The organism is Paenibacillus lentus (assembly GCF_003931855.1).
In the GTDB taxonomy this organism is placed as follows: domain Bacteria; phylum Bacillota; class Bacilli; order Paenibacillales; family Paenibacillaceae; genus Fontibacillus; species Fontibacillus lentus.
Window position 1 is genome coordinate 4,456,996 of record NZ_CP034248.1, and the last position, 21,116, is coordinate 4,478,111.

The following is a 21,116-nucleotide window of genomic DNA, read 5'->3' on the forward strand; positions in this document are numbered from 1 at the left end:
GCTGCTCCAGCAACGGTTCAATATTTCCTGCCAATTCGCCTCCGCACCTCCCGCTTATTTCAGCTCGGCTACGGTGACTCCTGTGCCGCCTTCTCCATAGTTACCAAGCCGATAGCTCTTAATATGCTTATGCTTTCGGAGATAGTCCGATATACCTGTCCGCAATATCCCCGTACCTTTGCCATGAATAATATAAATTTGTCCGAGATTGCCAAGGTAAGCCTCATCGATGAAGCGGTCTACCTCAATCAGGGCTTCCTCCAAATTCGCGCCCCGGAGATCCAACTCGCTGCGGACCTGGTCGTCGCGCGTCCGTTTGACGTTCGTAACAATCCGCTGTGCTGTCTTGGCTGCTGATGGAGCTTGAATAAGCTCGAGGTCGTCCAGACTAACTTTCATCTTCATAATCCCTAGCTGAACGAGCGCCTCTTTACTGCCAGCGAGTTCTACAACATGCCCCTTCTGGTTTAAGCTATAGACCATTACCTCATCACCGGCTTGTATTTTGCGAGGCGCTTTGGTCGCCTGACGAGCCGGACTGGTCTTCTTCCGCTTCGGTTCAGCTTCCTCGAGTTCCTTGCGGGCAGCGATCAGTTTGTGCTCCTTCACAGATGCGCCCTCTTCTAACGCCAGTTTACGCAAATCATCGATAATCCGTTCGGCTTCGCTTCGCGCTTTAGCCACAATCGCGATCGCTTCGTCCTCTGCCTTCTCAATCCGCTTATCACGCTCTCGTGCCAGCTTGTCCAGTTCGGCCTCATGCCGCTTCCGTATCTCCTCAAGCTCTTTGCGGAGCCGTTCCGCCGTCTCACGTTCCTGCTCAGCGCCAAGCCGATTCTCTTCAAGTGAGGCGATCATATGCTCTACCCGCAAATCCTCTTCCTTCACTTCGCCGCGGGCAAATTCAAGAATTTGCTCCGACAAGCCGAGCCGCTCGGCAATCGCAAACGCATTGCTTCGTCCAGGGACGCCGACAAGCAGACGATAAGTCGGGCTAAGCGTATTCACATCAAACTCCATGCTCGCATTAATAACACCTTTTCGCTCATAGGCATACGCCTTAAGTTCGCTGTAGTGCGTACTCGCCACCATCCGGCAGCCTAGCGAATGAATATGCTCCAGTATGGCGATAGCTAGAGCGGAGCCTTCCGCCGGGTCCGTTCCTGCACCGACTTCGTCCAGCAGCACCAAGCTTTTGGCTGTCATGCGCCGCAAAATCGAAATAATGTTCGTCATATGACTGGAAAATGTACTTAAGCTCTGCTCGATGCTCTGCTCATCGCCAATATCGGCATAAATCGCATCAAACACGCAAAGCTGGCTTCCATCCTCCGCTGGAACGAATAATCCCGACATCGCCATCAGGCTTAGCAGCCCGATCGTCTTCAAGGTAACCGTTTTACCTCCGGTATTCGGGCCTGTAACAATGATAGATGTATATTGGTTGCCCAGCTCTACGTCAATTGGAACGACCTGGTCCGCAGGTATAAGCGGATGCCGTCCTTTCTTCAGCTTCAGGAATCCGCGGTCGTTCATACGGGGCAGTGTCGACTTCATTTCACGCGCCAGCCTAGCCTTGGCGAATATGAAGTCCAACTGAGCCAGCACATCGCTGTCATAGCCAAGAAGTTCCGCTTGCTCTCCCACGAGCGCGGTAAGCTTCTGTAAAATTACTTCAATTTCTCGTTCTTCCTTCAACCGTGTCTCACGCAGCTTGTTATTCATCGCCACGATCGATTCAGGCTCGATGAACAAGGTGGCACCCGAACCGGATTGGTCATGGACAATCCCACCAAAGTGAGAGCGATACTCCGCTTTCACAGGAATAACAAAACGGTCCCCACGAATCGTAATTAGCTGATCCTGTAGCATCTTGGCCACGCTAGAGGAACGAATCATCGCATCCAGCTTCTCCCGAATCCGCACCTCTCCGCCGCGAAGCTCCCGGCGAATTTGCGCCAGCTCCGGACTGGCGGAATCCAGCACCTCCGCACTCTCATCGATGCAACGCTTAATTTGATCCTCAAGCGTCTTCTGCTCGCTAAGCATATCGCTGAGCGTAAACAGCAGCTCAACAGGCTCCTCCTCATGGATATTGGAGATGTATCGCTTCACGCGGCGCGAGCCCTCAAGCGTTGTCGCTATGCCAAGCAGCTCGTGCGGATTCAAAGTCCCGCCGATCCGTGCCCGCTTCACTGCAGGCATGATGTCAACGATCCCGCCGAAGGACGGAGCCCCCTTAAGGCGATCCACCTTGAAGGCTTCATCGGTCCCCTGCAGCAGACGCTTGACTTCCTCCAGATCAGACACGGGGCTAAGGCGTTCAGCTGCCATTTTTCCCAGTGATGTCTGGGCGTATTTCACAAGCATATCTATGATTTTATGATATTCCATCGTTTTTAAAATTTTCTCATCCAAAAACGATCACAACTCCCCTCGGGACTATGTTCTAATATTACGTGATCAAAATGGGACTTTTGAACATCTTCTATTATAGCGAAATCGCTCATTTTACGCCATTTCACAAAGTTGTGCACATAAGAAATGAATTTACTGAACATTATATACACGAATACGAAACGTTATTTTGATAAAGGAGGCCTTGTGCCATGAATTTCCTGGGACACGTTGTTCGATTTATCGTATCTGCCCTAGTCCTGCTCGTCGTAGGTTGGATCGTCCCCCAATTCAGCGTAGGCGGATTCGGCAGCGCCCTCCTGCTCGCGCTTGTTATTGCGCTTCTCGGGTGGGCTATTGAGGGGATCTTCGGAAAAAAAGTTACCCCGTTTGGCCGCGGTATCGTTGGCTTTCTGGCTAGTGCTCTAGTGATCTGGCTTGCCCAGTTCATTATTTCCGGAGTATCCGTTTCAGTTCTCGGAGCGCTGCTCGCTGCTCTTGTCATCGGGATCATTGACCTGTTCATCCCAATAGGCTCCCCATTTGAAGCAGCAAAAGGCAGATCAGACCGTTAATCGCGAACCCAATCGCCGCTCCTATAGCAGCTCCCGCTACTTCAGCAGGGAGCTGTTATTTTTGCCCAGAGAGTTCATGAATATTTCAAATCCTTGACATTCAAATCCAGTTATTTACGCTATGATAGAATTGAAATTGTCACAAATCATTTTTAATCAAGGGGGATTTTTATGAAAAAGGCTATTGCTTTCGCGCTTAGTTCTATGTTATTGATTTTTCTCGCTGCTTGCGGCAGCAGTTCCAACGGCACCGCCGAGGAAAGCGACTTGACTCCAGAATCAGAAATCATTATTGAAGCAACAAACTACAAATTCGATCAAGAAGAGTACCGCGTGAAGAAGGATTCCCCGGTGAAAATTACATTCAAAAACGTGGAGGGCAATCATGGAATCATTATTCCAGGATTGAAGGTCGAGCTTAAAGGTAAAACCCAATCGAAGGTCGTCGTTCCTAAAGAAGCAGGAGAATATGAAATCGCCTGCTCGATTATGTGCGGCGCCGGCCACTCCACAATGGTATCAAAGCTAATTGTTGAGGAATAAATAATAAGGAAGAGCCTTCGGTAATCCGAGGGCTCTTCTTCGTTGTCATTTTTCATTTCCAGCCTGCTCAATCAACTCGATCCACTCATTGAACTCCGTCTGGAGCTTCGTGTAATCATCTTTCAGACGATCATATTCCTCCTTCGTCTTCTCCATTCCCTCGCGTTCCATCTCACGGGCCGTTGTCAACAGCCTGTACTCATGCGAAATAACCTCGTAACTATCCGTTATCTCCTTCAACTGCTCTTCGAGCCGTAACTTCTCTTCTTCGAGTTCGCGGAATTGAGAGGAGAGATCCATTACCTGCTCTCCGCTTGCCGCACACTGTTGCTGCCATTCTTGAAGCTGCCGCTGCAAATCGGCTTCTGTCTCACGCCAAGAGACCAGTTCCTGTTCTGCTGAGGCCAGCTGCTGCCTCCACTCCTGCTCTCTTTGCTCTGCTGCCAGGCGGGAATTCTCCTGTTCCTCGGCAAGAGTAACATAGCCCTGCATTTCCCGTTCCAGTTCGGTCAGCATTTCGCTAAGGCGCTTCACTTCCTCTCTTAAGCGAGAATTTTCCTCTGCTGCCGTGCCTGCGGATTGAAGCGTATTCTCATGCTCCTGGTGGATCCGGTTCAGTTCGGATTTGAGGAACTCTGCTTCCTTAGCGAGTTTAGCCGCTTTGGCTTGTTCAGTTTCTACTTCTTTCTGAGCAGCAGCCACTTCCTTCTTCACCGAATTCAACTCAGACTGCAGTTGCTCCCGTTGTTCAGAGGACTCTAACAGGCTGATTTCAAATCGGCTAATCTCCTCGTTTCGTTTCTCGGCGAGCTTCTGCCAGGATTTCTCGTTCTGGACTGCCTCAGCAGCCTCTGCACGAAGCTTGTCCTCGCGTGCTTTGGAATCCTGTAGCAAACCCTGCTGCCGTTTCTTCTCCGCTTCAGCCGCTTCAAGCGATTGCTTAAGCTCCTTCGCCTGCTGCTCCTGCTTGGCTAGGCTCTCCTTCAGACGCTGCTCGCTAGCCTTAACACTCTGCTCTCGCTGCAATGCTCCCTTAAGCTGCGCGGCGAGCTTCTCGCGTTCTTCCTTCTCCCGCTTCGCCTCTTGCTCTGAGCCCCGCAACTTTGCTTGCAGTTGGGAAGAGCTGCTGCGCTGATCGTTCAATTGCCGCTCCAGGTCCTTAATCCGCGAGTTAAGCTTGCGTACATCCGCCTCCTGCTCCTTAAGCGCCACTTCAGCCTTATCAAGCTTCTCAGATACCGCTTTCTTATCACTCTTAAGCTGGTGGTGCTCCTCCTGAAGCAATTGGTGCGCCTGCTCCTGCTTGGATTGGAGCGCCTGCATGACGGAAATCTCCTGAAAAAGCCCCGCCTTTTCCTGCTCCATCTTCTGCAGTTCGTTGCGAAGCTGCTCCGTCTTCATAGCCTCCTCAGCCATACGAACCGCAGCTAGCACCGCCAGGCGCGGAGTGTCCAAATGAGGATACGTTTTAGAAATAGCCTGCATATGGGTATCGACGCGGCTAGCAACCTCTTTCATATATTCAGCGCTGCTGCCGACGATTTTATAAGATGTACCGTAAATTTCAACATTTACACTAATACGGTCAGGGGTAGTCAAAATGTTGTGCCTCCTTCGGTCCTTACGTTTCATCTAAGCTGTCTGTACTTTGCACGAAAGTCACATCGAATCATTACATAGACTTGATTCGATGTGACTTTGTTCAATTCCTGCTATTTTCTTAATTCAGCTCTAAAAGTTTGCTCCAGCATCGACACAACTTGCCCATGCGCCGCAGTAATCTCCTCATCCGTCAGTGTGCGTTCCTTATGGCGATATACTAAAGAAAGAGCTACGCTCTTCTTGTTCTCTCCAAGCTTGCTGCCGGTATACACATCAAATACATTCAGCTCTTCCAGCAGTTCACCCGCTGTATTCCGGATAGCAGTCAGTAGCGCACCCGCTTCCACGTCCGCTTCCACAACGACAGCGATATCACGCTGCATAGATGGGAATCGAGGCAGCTCACGATATACAGCAGTATCCCCCGCATACTGGTATACCGGCTCAAGCAGCAGTTCGGCCACATAAGTATCCTCAAGATCATGTTCACGCTGCAGTTCAGGATGCAGCTGACCCACCGTTCCGAGCTTTTGTTTGCCTGACGACGTATTTAAATATACGGAAGCCGAACGTCCGGGATGGAAGCCCTGTGGCGCATCTGCTTCATAGCTAACAAGCTCACTAATTCCAAGGTAAACAAAAATGCTCTCCAAAGCACCCTTGATATCGAAGAAATCAACCTTCTCAGGAGCTGCATTCCAACGTTTCTCTTCACGATCTCCTGTAAGCAGTAAGCCTAGCACAGCTATTTCCCGAGGTTGTTTCGTTAACTTATCCTCGTCCGTTTGAAAAACGCTGCCCATCTCAAACAAAGCGAGATTATCCTGTTTCCGATTGCGATTATATGCAGCAATGTTGATTAATCCAGGAATTAGACTCATTCGCAGCACGCTGCGATCCTCACTCATCGGCATGGCCAGCTTCACTTCGCGTCCGCCTGCTCCGAGCTGAGGGAACATTGTACCGTAGCCTTCATGGATGAAGGAATACCCCATGACTTCTTGCCAGCCACCATGCACGAGCAGTCCCCTCAAAGTACGGCGTAAAGCTTGCGGCTTCGTATAACCCCCCGCTGTCGTAGGACCTTCGATCGCTGTTGTCGGGATATTGTCATAACCGTACAGTCGGGCTACTTCTTCGATCAGATCCACATCCCGCGTAATATCCCCACGGCGGGTAGGTATCCGAACTTCAAGCGAATCCCCTGCAACATCCCCACACTCAAAATGCAGACGGGCGAAAATGGCTTTTACCTCCAAAGCCGAGATATCCGTACCCAAGTATGCATTCAATTTTTTCAATGAAAGAGTAATGACCTTGTCCTCTGCCTCGGAAACGACAGCCTCCACAACACCTTGAAGCACTTGGCCACCTGCATAAAGAGTCATCAGTTCGGCCGCTCGATTTAGAGCAGGAATTACCGCAGCCGGATCAACCTCTTTTTCGAATCGAAGAGAGGCTTCCGAACGCAAACCTAAGTGACGCGATGTCTTACGGATTGAACCACCGTCGAATTTGGCGGATTCCAGGACAATATTTACAGTTTTCTCCGTAACCTCGGAATCAAGCCCTCCCATGACACCTGCCAGCCCGACAGGTTGATTCTCGCCATCTACGATCAAAAGAGCGCCCGCCTCCAGTTCTCTTTCCTGACCGTCCAGCGTAACCAGTTTCTCGCCTGCTTCGGCGGTACGAACGCCGATCCTGCCCCCCTTAATGGTATCGGCATCAAATGCATGCAACGGCTGGCCATATTCAAGCATAACGTAGTTGGTAATGTCCACAATGTTGTTAATTGGGCGAATTCCAGCCGCCATAAGGCGGTTCTGCATCCATTGCGGGGAGGTGCCGACCGTAACGCCAGAAATATATCTGACAGCGTAGCGGCTACATAATTCCTCCGCGTCAATTTTCACGGCAATCCGTTCGCTCGCAGGCTCCGCTGCCTCTATGAGCTTCTTGTCCGGCTCGGGCAGCTTGATTTCCCTGTCCAAAATGGCTGCCACCTCATAAGCTGCACCCAGCATGCTCAAGCAATCGGATCTGTTCGGCGTAAGGTCAAAGTCGAGCACCTTATCATCCAGCCCCAGCAGCTGTGCAATCGGCGTACCGATTTCGGTACCCTGAGGCAGCACAAGAATGCCTTCCTGCTGCTCCTTCGGAAGCAGCTTATCATTGAGGCCAAGCTCCTTCGCAGAACAGATCATCCCTTGCGAGTGCACGCCGCGAAGCTTGGCTTTTTTGATATCGAGCCCGCCTGGAAGCTTTGCTCCAACAAGAGCGACAGGCACCATTTGCCCGGCATCAACATTTTTGGCGCCGCACACGATTTGCAGCTCTTCCTCCTGGCCAGCATCGACGATACATACGTTCAGCTTATCCGCATCAGGATGCTTTTCCTTGCTTTTGACGTAACCGGCAACAACTTTGGTGACTCCCTTATTCCGATTCTCAATCGCATCGATCTCGATCCCGGAACGGGTAATTTGCTCTGCTAATTCCTCGATGACTACTTGATCCAAAGATACATATTCCGACAACCATTCGGTTGAAACTTTCATGCTTAAGTTCCCTTCTTTCTTATACAGGATTAAATTCGGGCAAACTGCCCCAAGAAACGCATATCATTGTTAAAGAAATGACGAATATCGTCTACGCCGTATTTCAGCATCGCAATTCTCTCTACGCCCATACCGAAGGCAAATCCGCTGTATTGCTCAGGGTCATACCCGCTCATTTCCAAGACGCGAGGATGTACCATACCACTGCCCAAAATTTCTAACCAGCCAGTATTTTTACATACCCGACAGCCGTTTCCACCACACTTTACACAGGTAACGTCCACTTCGACGCTAGGCTCCGTGAATGGAAAAAAGCTTGGCCGCAGCCGGATTTGCGTATTCTGCCCGAACATTTCGCGGGTAAATTGCAGCAGAGTGCCTTTTAGATCGCTCATGCGAATATTTTTGCCGATAACGAGTCCTTCGATCTGATGGAACTGGAACGAATGCGTAGCATCATCATCATCCCGACGGTAAACGCGGCCCGGGCAAATAACCTTGACTGGCACCTCCCCTTTCATCGCTTCCATCGTCCGTACCTGTACCGGAGAAGTCTGCGTACGCATCAGCAGTTCCTCGGTCAAATAGAAGGAGTCCTGCATATCGCGGGCGGGGTGATTTTTCGGCAAATTAAGAGCTTCAAAGTTATAATAGTCGGTCTCAACCTCAGGCCCCTCGGCAATACGGTAACCCATCCCGATAAAAATGTCCTCGATATCCTGAATAACCTGGTTCAGCGGATGGATGCTCCCCTGCTTGAGAGGCCTTCCCGGCAATGTTACGTCTACTTTCTCCGCTGCAAGTCGCTCTTCCGTCTCAAGCCGCTGAAAATACTGCTGCTTCTCTTCAATTAAATCTTCGATCGCAGTGCGGACTTCATTAGCCACCTGTCCAATGACAGGGCGTTCCTCAGCGCTTAATCCACCCATCCCCCGCAAGATTTCAGTTAACGCACCCTTCTTGCCCAAATATTTGACCCGAAGATCGTTTAATTGAGCGGCATCGGCCACGGACTTCAATTGAGCTACTGCTTCCTGCTTCAGTGCTTCCAAACGTTCTTTCATGAATAATCCTCCTTAAGTTGAATAAGAAAAACGCGATCGGCAGACTCTTTGTGGAGACAAATGCGTTTATCGTTAGTTTTCCTTGCGATATCAGGAAGTTCTTGCTGTAAATTACTTATATTTTCTGATATCTAAATAAAAAAAGCCTTTTCTCCCTGGAAAGGGACGAAAAGACCGTGGTACCACCCTTGTTAGAGCCTACAGCAGAATTGCAACACACATCATTAAATGATGCATTTCCGTAGATAAACAACGGCAAGCCTGCTAATGACTCTCACTCAAAGCGACGTAACGGGTCGCAGCCGGTATCCCCTACTAACGTCTGTATTAAACAAACGGTTCAAGGAACTGCTCCGGAGTGAACTTCGGCAGTCTGATTCCCTAGAGACGCTCTCAATCTACGGCGACTCTTCCCTGTACGGAGGCTTCTGCTTACTCTTCTCCATCATTGCATTTACATTGTTTAAGGTCATCATCTCCGCACCTTATCGGCTACGGCTTATCTGTTATTATATGCAAAGTTTATAGCGATGGCAAGGGTTGGCGCTGCCGATAGTAAGTTTCCTTTGTCGGGATAAAGAAATATGCTACATTATATTCATTGCACATCACTAAGGAGTGGAATTCATGAGCGGCACTATACGCAGTCATATTAAGCAAGGCCTAACCGTTGATATCGTGCTTAAAAAAGATCAAGCCACTGGAAGACTGACGCGCGGCATCGTCAAAGACATCCTCACCAACTCAGCGAATCATCCACATGGAATTAAGGTGCGTCTTCAAGACGGCCAAGTCGGCCGCGTCAAAGCGGTTATCACGAATTCCGAAGGCGAAGCCTAAACGGAGATTCACCCTTGAGATGACGCCCATGCTGGGCGTACGATGTAAAAAGAACAGACAGCGTAGCTGCCCGTTCTTTTGCGAGTTTCACCAAAATCTTCGATCTTGTCTGCGATCTCTTGATCTGCGGTAGTCTTGTTCATCCCGTTCTCATCCCGTTCATTTAGGGTAAGCTCTCCTTCTTCCAGTGGGGATCTACAAGCACGAGAATACGGCTATACTCTACATAATTGCTAAATTCCTCGGCTTCACTCTCGGGAATACTCTTTATTCCTGCCGACGACTGATATATCATCGACCGAATAGCCATGCTTTTTCAAATCCTCTAATGCATTTGTTGCATCCTGTTCCGTAGCTATGTCTGCGTGCGTAACCAATTGCCTTTCGAAAGCATAAAGTATATTTCAAAGGGTTTATAAGGATTAAAAGTACTTAATGGAAGAAGGGAGTTCCTATGGCTTCTCCGTCAAAAAACGGAAAATCAAAAGCTTCCTCATCCAAATCCAAAAAAAATAAAAGCCTAGAATATACCGTCGCAGCGCTTTTATTGACCGGAAAATTAAGAGTCGATTCCGTGCAGTTATTTAGAGAAGCATCGTTGGTCATCACCTTAACTGGCCAATACAAAACGCTGGCTATGAACGGTACGAATATAGATAAGATGGTTAAGTTTTTGGATAATAACGGGGATATGACGTTAAACGAAGTGATTGAGGCTCTAAAGAAAAAAACAAATAATTCTTAAGTTGGAGGGATAAGAATGGGCAGCTTCAATGGTGAGGCTTTCGCCGAGCTAGTCATTATATTGATCATTGCGGGATTGTTTTTCTACGGATCTACAGATATTGAAAACCTCACGACTGCACCGACAAATGATTAAACTTCCACTAAACAACAAAAAACTGCCCTAGCTGTACTTATCTACATTTGAAGCGGTAACGTGACCCAGCAGGCTATTCCTCTTCAAAAGTCAATATGCCATGGGTCTGTTCAAGCCTTTATCGTCCATGACGAACATGTCCTCATAGATTCGAAATCAATACATTCATTCACAATCACCGTATAAAAATAACCACTGAGCATTATAGCTCAGCGGTTATTTTTATACGGTGGATATCACTCAGATGGGCAAAGACAATGCTTTGTCTGCATTTTGAATATCCATTTGAATTTGTTGGTCTGGATCATAAGCATTATAATATCCATTAACCTTCATATAGTTAAAAATCTGCTCATGAAGACTTACTGCTTTGTTTAATTGATCGCAAAGGATATTTCTCACCTCAGGTGTCGCCGCTTCGGAAAGCGCCGCTGCATAATTCTTAATGCCGCTCTTGGCCGAAATCAATAAATCAGAAGCTATAACCTGATCAGTCATTGCATTCATCCCGGTCATATTTGACATGGTTGTGTTCATTTCTAACCTCCTTATATGAGTAAGTTTCTTAACTCTTGAATATCTTCAGTTCCACTACGTACATCATTTTCTAGGATCGTCTTTAAGTTTGGATCAATTACCATAGGCATCATTGTCTGGACTTTGGTAAGGCAAGTAGTTTTAAAGTTAAGCAATTCATGAAGCTCTAATTTTTCATGTACGCCTAGTTCTGGCATAGTAATCCCCCCTTCTGCAGCTTGTTATTTCCTTTATCTAAATAAATTATGCTTTTTAGATTGTGCCGCTAAGATCCAAACCTTCCCATCGGAATGGAATGAAACGCTCGCACTTTAACACATAATAGAACAAACCATTAGCATTCTGTAGGGGAGTGGTAAAAATGAATCAGAACATGGAGTACGGCCATGATTACAGATTTATTCCAGCAACTTCATTGAAAAGTGGTTCTGGCATTGAGGTGCTGCCTGATTTATTATGCTACACCGTCCAGATTGTCAACTTCTGTTTAGTCGGTGATCCGAATAAAGAGGATTTTGTTGTAGTAGATGCCGGAATGCCAGGGTCTGCTAATGAGATCATTTCTGTCGCCGAAGAACGCTTTGGCGTAAACAGCCGACCAAAGGCGATCATTTTGACGCATGGCCATTTTGATCATGTCGGAGCGTTAATTGAACTTGTCAAACATTGGAGAGTTCCAGTCTATGCGCATCAATTGGAGCTGCCTTACCTAACAGGGCAAAAGAGCTACCCTGAACCAGATCCAACGGTCGAAGGCGGAATGGTGGCGAAAATGTCCCCCATGTTCCCTAATGAAGCGATAAACTTAGGGAAGAACGTACAAATATTACCTTCTGATGGAACGGTACCTCATATGGCTGGGTTTAAATGGATTCATACTCCTGGACATGCTCCGGGCCATATTTCGTTATTTAGGGAGAAAGACCGGTCGTTAATCGCAGGGGATGCCTTTGTTACGGTCAAACAGGAATACCTGTACAAAGTATTCACTCAGGAACAAGAGATAAGCGGGCCCCCTCGCTATCTAACAACGGACTGGATGGCTGCTAAAGCATCGGTCATTAAGCTAGCTGAGCTACAACCTGCAGTTGCTATTACTGGGCATGGGGTACCCATGTCAGGTGAATTACTTACTACAAGTTTAGAGAAACTTGTTAACGAATTTGATCAGAGGGCTGTACCTAATTACGGAAAATATGTAAACTAAAATACCTTTTTAATAAAAACGAAATTCCTTATTTTCAAATAGAAGCTTAAGCAACATAATAAAATGGGGCCATAGCGGCCCCTAAGTTTAACTTGGAATTCTGAACTGATATAATGCAGCCCTATGAATAGGTCCCGGCAGTGGTTAAAAGTAACAACGACAACCACGCGCGCCATATTCACCAATTTTCAAATTACTTCGTCAGAACTGCCTTGCATTAATGTTAAGAGCGTATTTATCTCCGGTTTTATTGTAGATATAAACTTTCCAATCCCCGATTAATCCATGACCAAGCATTTCCTCAAAGCTTATTGTTTTTTGACTCCCCAAGCTTAGTTCATAACCATCAACAATTATATGGTCATTCCGACCGATGTTGATAAACACAGCTGAATCACCATTATTTTCAACCCGCACATTCATATTTACGCCATTTTCTGGCGCTGTCGTAAATTCGCCAGTATATGCTGCAGAACCAGTATGATGAACATTATTAATAAGTTGCACATCCATTGGATCGATTATGTTGTCATCAATAATTTCCACTTTAATGTTGGATGCTTCTTTTGTAACGGGTAATGTTGCCACAGATTGATCAGACACCGGAGATACGCTTCCAGCCGTAAATATGACCAAGGCAGAAGATAACATAGCCAGTATGGTTAAAACAGCAAAAACTTTTGTTTTCTTCAGGACTTGTATACCTCCTAAAATAGTTGATTTTACATAAATAAATAATTTTCGAATAAATAGATTACAAACACCTAAGCCAATGAGTTATTCTTTCCGATAACAACTAACTTTTACCCACCAAAAGAACACGCATTATTTAATTATGCGCATTTCGTATTGGCACGCATAAATAATGCGTGCATAACAAAGATCAAGAGAGGAGGTCAGGCGGTGGGGAAACAGCGAATGGTTCGTAAAGTATCCGGTAGTCGTGGAGCGAACCAATACTAATTTGGCTGGCATTTAGCTGCGGGACCCCTTCACCAAATTATACCATTTATTTATTCAATCTGCTAAGGATATTGCCCACAAGGCTGCCCCCTCCTTCTTTGTTAATCCTGAGCATAGGCTCAGCTCCTTAAAGGCATAATAAAAGGCCCCGCTAATCAGCGAGACCTAATTTGTGGTTATTATTTTGTTTTGAACCAAACTCCGCCAGTTCCGTCATACTTCCTCTCAAACACAACCAATGGCGATTCATCATTTTTCTTAACTTGAAAGGCTACCCATCCTTCACTGGACGATCCAACGTAAATACTAGCATCGAGTTTTGGTTCAGGCGTGACAACCAACGGATAGTCATAAGCAGTTCCCGAAGTGGAAACTAGTGTAAAGTCACCGCCCCAGAGACGAACGGCAGCATCTTGTTTATCATTTCTAGTAATTGTAACTTTAGCTTTTATTAGCATGTATTCGTGTCCAGCATCTGGCTCGCTATTAAACATATTAGCCTCTTGTATCATTTGCCAGGCTTGCTCACCTCGAATGACTTGCGAGATATTTACACTGCCGCCATAATCACTAAATGTGTCCTTCACAGTAAATGGAAGCGTTGTTCCGATTTCCGCCGGATTAGATCTACTATTCGTACTCGACTCCGTATTTGTAGTAGCTTCTTGGCTAGGAGCACCTGGAGTATTAGGAATAGTAGCATTCCCCGCACTATTAATCGTAATCGTACTCGTAGCACTATCATACGAGACTGTTGCACCTAGCATCTCTGACACTGCCCGCAAAGGTACGTATGTTGTATCATTAATTGTTTTCACTTCTGCTGTAGCCGCCTTGCCATTAACAATCAGCTTCAACTTCCCTGCACCGTAAGCCCCAGCAGCAAATGACGATAGGGCTATCGCAGCAACACTCAAAGACAATAATAGCTTAAACCTTTTAGTCACCTAATCCCCTCATTCCTTAAAATATAGGAATATAGTACCATGATTTGGGAGTTAGGTTAAGGATTAATTTTCCAGGTTCTTCAAAGCTTCATTTACTAGTTTTAGTTACTTAGTGCATTTTTAGATGTCGGCCTCATATGTTGCTATGTTCTTTGCCCCAGCGATTTAGACCAAGGACCTGATGGTCATGAGTAGTCAGCACTGGCAAGTAGGCCGAAACGAGCGACGACAGTAGAAAGAAATGCGATCCAAGAAGCAGGCATACACCCGCGCGGAGGTTAAAAAGCTCCTGACTGCCCTTTACAAGCTCCCAGACCGTTGGCGGCTATATTTTTACTGGAGCAATCCTTGGAGGCTTCAGAAGAGGCGAATTGCTAGCCGTAGAGTGGACAGACATTGACCATGAGCGTGGAGCAATATGGATCGAGAAGCAAATTACAGCTACTTGGTCAAAGTTTCTGGAGAAGAGTCAGCTTCCGCATGTAAAGTTGCATGGCCTACGTCATACTGCCGGCATGCTACTGCGAGAATCGGGGATTGATCTTAAAACGATCCAGGAGAGACTACGCCACACCAAACTTGATACGACTGCAAACATCTATACGCATGAGTCGGAAGAAATCAATCGGGCTGCAGCCGATTCCCTAGAGAGTCTAAACCCGCAATTATTCAAATTTGCCCCCTAACCTGCCCCCTAAACCAAAAAACGTCTATTCTTTGTCGAATTTTACGCAAAAGAAAAACCCTTGCGCACCAAGGGTTTCAGAAGATTTTTTAGAGTAAGCGGGTGATGGGAATCGAACCCACGCTATTAGCTTGGAAGGCTAAAGTTCTACCATTGAACTACACCCGCATTGGTGACCACAAAAGTGATTTACAAAGCGAATTCTGATTACTTTTGCAGTGTTATTCATATAGTGGTCGGGACGACACGATTTGAACATGCGACCCCCTGGTCCCAAACCAGGTGCTCTACCAAGCTGAGCTACGTCCCGAAGACTTCAATCGAGCAAGCTGCTCGTGAAGACAAAAATAAATATACCACTTCTTTCACATCAATGCAACAGCTAATTTATTACAATTCCATTACCTGTCGCGTGCCAGCCACGGGTAAACCTAACATGATCGGACCTGTCAACCTGAACAGTAATGCGAGCAAAAGCGCCATGGCTATGTAACCATGGCGCTTTCTGCTTTATTATTTCTCGAAGCTAACTTCTGGCGTTGTTAACTTATCATAGAACTCAACCGCTTTATCTTTATCCGCCGATGCACGTATAGCCATGGCGGAACGTGGATGCTCATCCAAAGTTCCCGTAATCATGTAAGGAATGAGGTACCCCCACTCTTCTTTTTCGCGAAGCGGGATCAGGAGCTCCTCCAATACCTCAAGTACAGGACGCAGTTTGTATTTCGTATTCTTCAAATGGGTTACCAGCAGCTCTGTAGGACAGTTGCCTGCCGCACGCCCCATTCCGTAAACAGAAGCATCAAGCAATTCTACACCATTCTCAGCAGCCACCAGCGTGTTAGAGAATGCTAACTGCATATTGTTATGTGTATGCACGCCTAGGCGTTTATTAGGGAGATGCGTCTTAAACTTAGTAATCAAATGCTCCATATCTTTGTAATCGAGACTGCCGTAAGAATCAACAATGTAAACTACGTCCACGACACTATTTTTAATCATCTCGAACGCTTCCAGCAGCTCATGCTCCATTACGTTAGACAATGCCATGATATTGATCGTCGTCTCATAACCGCGGTCATGAAATACTTGCACCAGTTGCAGAGCTTTATCTACGTCTTTAACGTAGCAGGCTACACGGATCAGATCAAGAAGGCTCTCACTGCGAGGCAAAATATCATTCTCGTCAACCCGTCCGATATCTACAAGAGCGGAAAGCTTAGTATTCCCCTTTTCCGGAATCACCTTGCGCAGAAATTCATCATCCAAGAAACGCCAAGGTCCTGCCTCATCCGCACCCTTCAACAATTTTGGAGAGTTCTTATATCCGATTTCCATATAATCAACACCAGCTTCGTTCAAGCCGGCATAGAGCTTCTGCACAAACTCCACGCTAAAGTTCCAATTGTTGACTAAGCCACCGTCTCGGATGGTACAATCTACGATCTTGCTTTGATTCACTTTCATGTTACCGATTCCCTTCGTCATATGTTTTACTATCCATCTTACTTTAATGGAATTAAAAAAGTAAAGAAAAATGTGCTCTCATTATATGTATATTTACAAAGGCTTGAAAAAAGCAAAAAAGGCGCCTGCGCCTCCTGCTCCAAACAGTGATCCTGTTCAGCAGGCTGCGAAAAATCCTCAGCACCTTCCCCAGACAACCTTATGAACTTTTAATTTCAGGGGAGCTTCGTTATTAACGTCGCTCTCCTGAAGGCTCCACCGCCTTAAAAGAGGTGATTGGGAGCGCTATCACAAAAACTGTCCCAATCCCTTTCATGCTATCCACCGAAATATTTCCTCTGTGATTTCTTATAATGCGGTAACTGACGGACAGACCTAGTCCGGTTCCTTTCTCCTTTGTCGTAAAGAATGGATCAAATAATCGACTTAATAAACCTTTATCCATGCCGTTGCCGTTATCCTGTATGGAAATATGCACATATTCGCTCACGATCTTTGCGTCCAAATGGATCACCCCGGAATGTTCTGGATCTTCTACTTCCCCAATAGCATCCATGGCATTCTTAATGATATTCAGCAGAACCTGCTTAATCTGTTTTACATCAATGGAGACATACATTTCCTCAGCCATGATTTCTAAATGAATCTCGCAGCCCTTCATTAATGCCTCGCTTTCAGTCAGCAGCACGACCTCCTTCAGCAAGGATGGAACGCTAATCACGCTTTTTTGGGGAGCGGAAGGCTTTGAGGAGTTTAGAAATTCATGAATAATATCATTGGCCCGGTCGATTTCCATTAATATAATCCGCGCATACTCATCGCGGCCAAGCTGGATCAAATGCGGGCGTAGAAGCTGGATAAACCCGCGAATAGCAGTCAATGGATTGCGAATCTCATGTGCGATTGCTGCCGAAATTTTGCCGAGCATGGCCAGCTTGTCGTTCTGATAAGCTGTCTGTTCAATCTGCTTGTAATCCGATACATCCTTTACACTAAGCAAATAATCCCCATCCATCTGATCACCATAAGTAATCGTGATTAACCAATGCCGACCGTATTCATCGATAAGTTCATGATAGGTTTTGCGGTGAAAAATCGCTTCTCTGTATATACGTAAAATCTTTCGCTTCTTGAAGCGGCTAAGGTGAGGGTGACGTAGCATCTGCAACAAATTACAACCGATAAGTGACTGGCGGGGCATCTCCATAAGCTTGGCCATTTGCACATTAATAAATGTTAATACGCCTTCGCTATCAAACAGCATTATTCCACTATCGAGATTTTGCAGGACATTCTCATACTTGTTCTTGACAAGCTGCGTTGATTGAAATGCTTTGACAGACTGTAGCAATGTTTCCTGGAATTCACTTAACAAGTTGATTCCCCCTTTTCCCACAATGGTATCCTTGCAAATTCGACAACATTCAACCCTGCTCGATAACACAACCTTACCGTCTCGATCTTCAAGCTCCTCTAATGTTATGACATGATTGATAATTTGAATCACTATAATCATAGTAAACTTTTCCAATTTGCGTCAATCAGAGATACTGTCGAAAAAGGATAGATCATAATTAAATTTATAAATAAAAAAATAAAATAGCCCCTGTTCGGGACTATTTCATACTTGCGACCTATTTATTATAATGCAGCCTAGCTTTTCGTCGACTCATCACGGCCAATCGCTTCTTTAGCTCGATCTCCCATTTTGTATCCTGAATTGCTTTGGCTACTGCCAGGAGATCTAGAGCCATATCAATTTGGCTCTGCACAATATCAAGCGGATCCTCATCTTCTACATTGACACAGTTGCCAAAGATCGTCTCTTCGTCCTCCATAATAAAGTCTCCGAAGTCGATTTCTGATACACCGTCACCATGTGCATATTCCGCTAATATTTCATATTCATGCTCCACTTTATAGTGAACTTCGACCCGATGACATACCGGACAAAGCAGCAGGGGAACATTATGAACCTGTGTACGATAATGCTTCAACGTTCCCTTCGTTCCAACCATGCTAGCTCCGCAACAAAAACTCATTCCCCATCACCCTTTCCCGAGTTAGACTTCGGTATATATTGAGGTATCCTTATATTGCATTAGACTTCCTTTAATTTATTCGTGACGGCTTCTTTAGATTCCTTCGATAATCGTAATTATAAACTAGTTTTACAAATATTAAGCTTTAAGAACTAATTTTCGTTTCAAAAAAAAACCTGTCTCTAGGCAGAAGCCAGACAGGGGAGCATTCATAAACATGAAATATCTCTATTCACTTTCGAAATCAAACAGGTTTGACTTCAAACTTTATTTACGGATTGCCGCGACGATCAGGTCGCCCATTTCTTGCGTTCCGATCGCTTTGCTCTTATCAACTGCAATATCGCTTGTACGGTGCCCAGCGTCCAGCACCTCAGCCACCGCCGCCTCGATCGCATCTGCTGCATCAGCATAACCAAAGGTTAGGCGGAACATCAGTGCAACAGACAGAATCGTAGCGATCGGATTAGCCAGGTTCTGTCCGGCAATGTCGGGCGCAGATCCGTGCACTGGTTCATACAAGCCGAAGCTGCCTTCTCCAAGGGAGGCAGAGGAGAGCATACCGATCGATCCGGTTAGCATCGCCGCTTCATCGCTAAGGATGTCGCCGAACATGTTTTCCGTAACGATAACGTCAAAACTGGAAGGACGGCGCAACAGCTGCATCGCGCAGTTGTCCACAAGCACATGCTCCAGTTCAACATCCGGGAACTCAGGAGCAATCCGATTTACTACTTCACGCCATAAGCGCGATGTTTCCAAAACGTTTGCTTTATCGACAGAAGCTAATTTCTTACGGCGCTTCTGGGCGATTTCGAATGCCTGGCGTACGATCCGCTCCACCTCATTAACATTGTAAGCGCATGTGTCCACGGCTTCTTGTCCATTCTCCGTGTCACGACGGAACTTCTCTCCAAAATAAATCCCGCCTGTCAGCTCGCGAACCACCATCAGATCCGTTCCTTCAAGTACTTCCGGCTTCAACGTAGAAGCATCCTTCAGGCAATCGAAAACGACCGCTGGACGTAAATTCGAGAACAGTCCAAGCGCTTTACGAATACCAAGCAGACCAGTCTCCGGACGCAGCTCCTTCGGATTGTTATCCCATTTCGGGCCGCCAACCGCTCCAAGTAGTACAGCATCAGCGCGCTGGCAAATATCCAAAGTTTCTTGCGGCAGCGGGGTTCCCTTCTCATCGATCGCAATGCCTCCGAACAGCGCATGCTCTGTTTCAAAACGGTAGCCGAACAATTCCTCCGTACGTTTCAATACCTTCTCCGCTTCAGCAACTACTTCCGGGCCTATACCATCGCCTGCGATTACCGCAATTTTCTTCACTTCTGTCATGACTTACAACTCCCTCTCATTCACTATGCTTCACTGTGCTTAACTATACTTTTCGAACAATCCTCTTCTTCTGTTGTAACATAACGGGTAAAGATAGACAAAGATATAGAATCTATTAATGTTATAGGTTTTAACTATAAGGAGACTTTTCATCTAATACAAGACCTGACCAAACAAGCCGCAGAGAGTCATCTCCACGGCTTGTTTTAAAGCATATTGAATATTTATTACTTCTTGATCCAGTGCATCAGACCGCGCAGCTCTTCACCAACAACTTCGATTGGATGGTTAGCTTCGTTGCGGCGAGTAGCTGTCAAGAATGCACGATTGGATTGATTCTCCAGAATAAAGTCGCGCGCGAATTTACCTTGTTGAATATCCGACAGTACTTCTTTCATCGCTTTCTTCGTCTCTTCAGTTACGATGCGAGGTCCTGTAACGTAGTCACCGTATTCCGCGGTATTGGAGATGGAGTCGCGCATAGTAGCAAGTCCACCTTCATAGATCAAGTCAACGATCAATTTCAATTCATGCAAGCACTCGAAGTATGCCATTTCTGGAGCATAGCCAGCTTCCGTCAATGTTTCGAAACCAGCTTTGATCAGGGCACTTACGCCACCGCACAAAACTGCTTGTTCACCGAACAGATCTGTTTCTGTCTCTTCACGGAAGGAAGTTTCGATAACCCCTGCACGAGTACAACCGATACCCTTAGCATAGGCAAGACCGATTTCTTTCGCTTTACCAGTCGCATCCTGGTGGATAGCGATCAAACCAGGAACGCCGAAACCTTCAACATACGTACGGCGAACCATGTGGCCTGGTGATTTTGGAGCAACCAGAAGCACGTCGTTGTCTTTAGAAGGTACAATTTGTCCAAAATGCACGTTGAAACCGTGAGCAAACAAGAGTGCGGCACCTTTCTTAAGGTTTGGAGCAATCTCGCTATGGTATACAGCAGCTTGAGTCTCGTCCGGCATCAAAATTTGTACAACGTCTGCACGGCGAGTTGCCTCAGCAACAGGCAAAACTTCAAAGCCGTCTTCTTTGGCCTTGTCGAAGGATTTGCCTTCACGAAGACCGATAACTACATCAAGTCCGCTGTCACGCAGGTTTTGAGCGTGTGCATGCCCTTGGCTTCCGTAGCCGATAATTGCAATTGTTTTCCCTTTCAATACGCTAAGCTCTGCATCTTTTTCATAGTACAAAGTAACTGCCATTCTTATAGCCCTCCTAAAATTTACGGGACCGCCTTAGCGGCTCCCTTATATTAGTTCTATCCCCATGGTGAGCGGGTGCTTCAAAGGGTCGCTTCCTTAAAATCCACTAACCGTCATTTGCGATCCAAGATCGCTTGCTTTCAGAAATCGATTCCCTGTCCTTCGGTCCGATCCTCTCAAGCACCCGCTCACCGTACGGGATATAAATTATGAAGCATTAGCTAGCCTAGACGCTG

Annotated in this window: 21 protein-coding genes and 2 tRNA genes; 6 read left to right on the forward strand and 17 right to left on the reverse strand. The window is 46.4% G+C overall.

What is annotated here, in order from left to right; translation table 11 throughout:
• Window positions 1–54: 54 nt before the first annotated feature.
• A complete protein-coding gene (locus EIM92_RS20220; protein WP_125084373.1) occupies window positions 55–2,418 on the reverse strand; it encodes an endonuclease MutS2 in 2,364 nt (787 codons plus the stop codon).
• Between the two features lie 191 nt (window positions 2,419–2,609).
• Between EIM92_RS20220 and EIM92_RS20225 the strand changes: the two genes are divergently transcribed.
• Both EIM92_RS20225 and EIM92_RS20230 read left to right on the forward strand, forming a co-directional pair.
• Window positions 2,610–2,972, forward strand: coding sequence for a phage holin family protein (locus EIM92_RS20225; protein WP_125084374.1), 363 nt, complete (start codon window positions 2,610–2,612; stop codon window positions 2,970–2,972).
• A gap of 171 nt (window positions 2,973–3,143) precedes the next feature.
• Complete coding sequence (locus tag EIM92_RS20230) at window positions 3,144–3,515, forward strand: cupredoxin domain-containing protein (protein WP_125084375.1); 372 nt, start codon at window positions 3,144–3,146, stop codon at window positions 3,513–3,515.
• Window positions 3,516–3,560: 45 nt separating this feature from the next.
• Here the strand turns inward: EIM92_RS20230 and EIM92_RS20235 are convergent, their stop codons facing one another.
• The 3 genes from EIM92_RS20235 to pheS all read right to left on the reverse strand — a co-directional run bounded on the left by EIM92_RS20235 (window position 3,561) and on the right by pheS (window position 8,742).
• Window positions 3,561–5,114 (reverse strand): cell division protein ZapA, encoded by a 1,554-nt coding sequence (locus EIM92_RS20235; RefSeq protein WP_125084376.1) that lies wholly within the window; start codon window positions 5,112–5,114, stop codon window positions 3,561–3,563.
• Between the two features lie 113 nt (window positions 5,115–5,227).
• A complete protein-coding gene (pheT, locus tag EIM92_RS20240) occupies window positions 5,228–7,678 on the reverse strand; it encodes a phenylalanine--tRNA ligase subunit beta (RefSeq protein ID WP_125084377.1) in 2,451 nt (816 codons plus the stop codon).
• Window positions 7,679–7,707: 29 nt separating this feature from the next.
• Window positions 7,708–8,742: a phenylalanine--tRNA ligase subunit alpha gene (pheS, locus tag EIM92_RS20245; protein WP_125084378.1), complete on the reverse strand. Its 1,035-nt coding sequence runs from the start codon at window positions 8,740–8,742 to the stop codon at window positions 7,708–7,710.
• 627 nt (window positions 8,743–9,369) lie between these two features.
• Between pheS and EIM92_RS20250 the strand changes: the two genes are divergently transcribed.
• On the forward strand, window positions 9,370–9,582 hold the full coding sequence (locus EIM92_RS20250; protein WP_125084379.1) for a YwbE family protein: 213 nt from the start codon (window positions 9,370–9,372) through the stop codon (window positions 9,580–9,582).
• A gap of 8 nt (window positions 9,583–9,590) precedes the next feature.
• Here EIM92_RS20250 and EIM92_RS24525 read toward each other — a convergent pair whose 3' ends face one another.
• Window positions 9,591–9,725 carry a hypothetical protein gene (locus EIM92_RS24525; protein ID WP_281279637.1) on the reverse strand — a complete coding sequence of 45 codons (135 nt, stop codon included), beginning with the start codon at window positions 9,723–9,725 and terminating at the stop codon, window positions 9,591–9,593.
• A gap of 20 nt (window positions 9,726–9,745) precedes the next feature.
• Complete coding sequence (locus EIM92_RS23805; RefSeq protein WP_164515164.1) at window positions 9,746–9,892, reverse strand: hypothetical protein; 147 nt, start codon at window positions 9,890–9,892, stop codon at window positions 9,746–9,748.
• Between the two features lie 144 nt (window positions 9,893–10,036).
• On the opposite strand from EIM92_RS23805, the gene EIM92_RS20255 reads away from it, so the two are divergent.
• Window positions 10,037–10,327, forward strand: a complete 291-nt coding sequence (locus EIM92_RS20255; RefSeq protein ID WP_125084380.1) for a hypothetical protein — start codon at window positions 10,037–10,039, stop codon at window positions 10,325–10,327.
• A gap of 375 nt (window positions 10,328–10,702) precedes the next feature.
• Here the strand turns inward: EIM92_RS20255 and EIM92_RS20260 are convergent, their stop codons facing one another.
• On the reverse strand, window positions 10,703–10,999 hold the full coding sequence (locus tag EIM92_RS20260) for a spore coat protein (RefSeq protein ID WP_125084381.1): 297 nt from the start codon (window positions 10,997–10,999) through the stop codon (window positions 10,703–10,705).
• A gap of 11 nt (window positions 11,000–11,010) precedes the next feature.
• Window positions 11,011–11,196 (reverse strand): hypothetical protein, encoded by a 186-nt coding sequence (locus EIM92_RS20265; protein ID WP_125084382.1) that lies wholly within the window; start codon window positions 11,194–11,196, stop codon window positions 11,011–11,013.
• Window positions 11,197–11,360: 164 nt separating this feature from the next.
• On the opposite strand from EIM92_RS20265, the gene EIM92_RS20270 reads away from it, so the two are divergent.
• Window positions 11,361–12,206, forward strand: a complete 846-nt coding sequence (locus EIM92_RS20270) for an MBL fold metallo-hydrolase (RefSeq protein ID WP_125084383.1) — start codon at window positions 11,361–11,363, stop codon at window positions 12,204–12,206.
• A 201-nt stretch (window positions 12,207–12,407) separates the two neighbouring features.
• On the opposite strand, the gene EIM92_RS20275 is transcribed toward EIM92_RS20270, so the two are convergent.
• Together EIM92_RS20275 and EIM92_RS20280 are read right to left on the reverse strand one after the other, a co-directional pair.
• Entirely contained in the window at window positions 12,408–12,809 is a 402-nt protein-coding gene (locus tag EIM92_RS20275; protein WP_125084384.1) for a hypothetical protein, read from the reverse strand.
• Between the two features lie 539 nt (window positions 12,810–13,348).
• A complete protein-coding gene (locus EIM92_RS20280; RefSeq protein WP_125084385.1) occupies window positions 13,349–14,116 on the reverse strand; it encodes a stalk domain-containing protein in 768 nt (255 codons plus the stop codon).
• A 371-nt stretch (window positions 14,117–14,487) separates the two neighbouring features.
• On the opposite strand from EIM92_RS20280, the gene EIM92_RS24355 reads away from it, so the two are divergent.
• Window positions 14,488–14,802: a tyrosine-type recombinase/integrase gene (locus EIM92_RS24355; RefSeq protein ID WP_246021084.1), complete on the forward strand. Its 315-nt coding sequence runs from the start codon at window positions 14,488–14,490 to the stop codon at window positions 14,800–14,802.
• A gap of 96 nt (window positions 14,803–14,898) precedes the next feature.
• On the opposite strand, the gene EIM92_RS20290 is transcribed toward EIM92_RS24355, so the two are convergent.
• The 7 genes from EIM92_RS20290 to ilvC all read right to left on the reverse strand — a co-directional run bounded on the left by EIM92_RS20290 (window position 14,899) and on the right by ilvC (window position 20,880).
• A tRNA-Gly gene (locus EIM92_RS20290) sits at window positions 14,899–14,969 on the reverse strand.
• Window positions 14,970–15,034: 65 nt separating this feature from the next.
• Window positions 15,035–15,111: transfer RNA gene (locus EIM92_RS20295), tRNA-Pro, on the reverse strand.
• A gap of 203 nt (window positions 15,112–15,314) precedes the next feature.
• Window positions 15,315–16,271, reverse strand: a complete 957-nt coding sequence (locus EIM92_RS20300; RefSeq protein ID WP_125085293.1) for an aldolase catalytic domain-containing protein — start codon at window positions 16,269–16,271, stop codon at window positions 15,315–15,317.
• A gap of 232 nt (window positions 16,272–16,503) precedes the next feature.
• Window positions 16,504–17,646, reverse strand: a complete 1,143-nt coding sequence (locus EIM92_RS20305) for an ATP-binding protein (protein WP_125084386.1) — start codon at window positions 17,644–17,646, stop codon at window positions 16,504–16,506.
• A gap of 259 nt (window positions 17,647–17,905) precedes the next feature.
• Window positions 17,906–18,313, reverse strand: a complete 408-nt coding sequence (locus tag EIM92_RS20310; RefSeq protein WP_125084387.1) for a hypothetical protein — start codon at window positions 18,311–18,313, stop codon at window positions 17,906–17,908.
• 267 nt (window positions 18,314–18,580) lie between these two features.
• Window positions 18,581–19,660: a 3-isopropylmalate dehydrogenase gene (gene leuB / locus EIM92_RS20315; protein ID WP_125084388.1), complete on the reverse strand. Its 1,080-nt coding sequence runs from the start codon at window positions 19,658–19,660 to the stop codon at window positions 18,581–18,583.
• 227 nt (window positions 19,661–19,887) lie between these two features.
• Window positions 19,888–20,880 (reverse strand): ketol-acid reductoisomerase, encoded by a 993-nt coding sequence (gene ilvC / locus EIM92_RS20320; protein WP_125084389.1) that lies wholly within the window; start codon window positions 20,878–20,880, stop codon window positions 19,888–19,890.
• Window positions 20,881–21,116 lie beyond the last annotated feature (236 nt).